The organism is Candidatus Eisenbacteria bacterium, from assembly GCA_016867495.1.
In the GTDB taxonomy this organism is placed as follows: Bacteria; Eisenbacteria; RBG-16-71-46; order CAIMUX01; family VGJL01; genus VGJL01.
In genome coordinates this window covers 1-1,688 of record VGJL01000357.1, presented here as the reverse complement: position 1 = coordinate 1,688, position 1,688 = coordinate 1, and the positions used below count along the sequence as shown (strand labels likewise).

General features: G+C 67.0%; 2 protein-coding genes. Both read left to right on the top strand.

Going from position 1 to position 1,688, the window contains the following annotated elements; all coding sequences use genetic code 11:
• The coding region (locus FJY88_14230) for an FtsX-like permease family protein (protein MBM3288485.1) at positions 1–679 on the top strand (679 nt) is incomplete at its 5' end.
• A partial coding sequence (locus FJY88_14225; GenBank protein ID MBM3288484.1) for an FtsX-like permease family protein occupies positions 676–1,688 on the top strand: 1,013 nt, incomplete at its 3' end. The genes FJY88_14230 and FJY88_14225, both read left to right, overlap by 4 nt.

Sequence of the window (1,688 nt, the reverse complement as noted above, 5' to 3'; positions counted from 1 at the left end):
GATCGGCGAGACGCGCCTGCGCGTGATCGGGACGATGGCCCCGCGAGGGACTTCGATCGGAATGAACTTCGACGAGGTGATCGATATCCCCGTCGAGACCTCGATGCGGATGTTCGACAGGAGCACCCTCTTCAGGGTCCTCGTGGAGGTGGCCTCGCACGAGAGGATCGAGGGTGTGCGTCGCGAGGTGATCGAGGTCATCAAGGAGAGGCACGACGGCGTCGAGGACGTCACGGTGATCACGCAGGACGCCGTGCTCGAGACCTTCAACCAGATCCTCATGATCCTCACCGCCGCCTTGGCCGGGATCGCCGCGATCTCGCTGACGGTGGCGGGCATCGGGATCATGAACGTCATGCTCGTCTCGGTCTCGGAGCGAACGCGCGAGATCGGGCTCCTGAAGGCCCTGGGGGTCTCGGGACGCCAGATCGTCGCGGTCTTCCTTCTGGAGGCGGCGATCATCTCCGCCAGCGGCGGCGTCCTGGGGCTCGGGGCGGGACTGGGGGCGGGGCAGGCGCTCCGCCGGATCGTGCCCGAGTTCCCCGTGCAGCCGCCCGTCTGGGCCGTGGCGGCCGCGCTCGCGGTATCGGTCTCGATCGGCCTGCTCTTCGGAAGCCTGCCCGCCCGGCGCGCGGCCCGACTGGACCCGGTCGAGGCCCTGATGAGGAAGCGCGGATGATCGCGGAGGATGTGCTGCGGCAGGCCCTGCGCGCGGTCCGGGGCCACCGCACGCGCTCGTCGCTGACGATGCTCGGCATCATGATCGGCATCGCGTCCGTGATCCTCCTCACGTCGATCGGAGAGGGGACGCGCATCTACATCCTCTCGGAGTTCACGCAGTTCGGGACGAACTTGGCCAGCATCAATCCGGGAAGGGTCGAGACGACCGGCATGCACGGGGCGATAGGCGGGACGGTGCATCCCCTCACCATCGAGGACGCTGAGGCGATCAGACGGATTCCCGGCGTGGTCGCGACGGTCCCGACGACGATGGGGGCGGCGGCCGTCGAGCACGCGGGCAGAACGCGCAATGTCTTCGTCTATGGAGTCACTTCCGAAGGGGCGAGGGCCTGGGGGATGGGAGTCAGGGTGGGGAGGTTCCTTCCCGCCGCCGATCCATCGGTGGGCGCGGCGGTCGCGGTCCTGGGCCCGAAGCTGAAGCTGGAGCTCTTCGGCGACGCGAATCCCCTCGGCGAGCACGTTCGGATCGGAGGCCAGAGATTCCTCGTGATCGGGATCATGGAGCCGAAGGGCCAGTTCCTGGGTTTCGACATCGACGACGCCGTGTACATCCCGGTCGCGACGGCGATGCCTCTCTTCAATCGGAGCGACCTGCACGAGATCGACTTCGTGACGTCGAACGCGATGGTGACCGACTCGGTCGTGGCTCGCGTGAAGGCGCTCCTGATCGATCGCCACGGAGGGGAGGAGGACTTCACGATCACGACGCAGACTGGCATGCTCGAGTCGCTCGATCGGATTCTCCGGATTGTGAGCCTCGCCGTCACCGGAATCGCCGCCATCTCGCTCCTGGTCGGGGCGATCGGGATCCTGACGATGATGTGGATCTCCGTCAACGAGAGGACATCGGAGATCGGGCTCGCCAAGGCGATCGGGGCGACGCGGCGGCAGATCCTGTGGCTCTACCTCAGCGAGGCCGCCTTGCTCTCGTCCATGGGAGGGTTGCT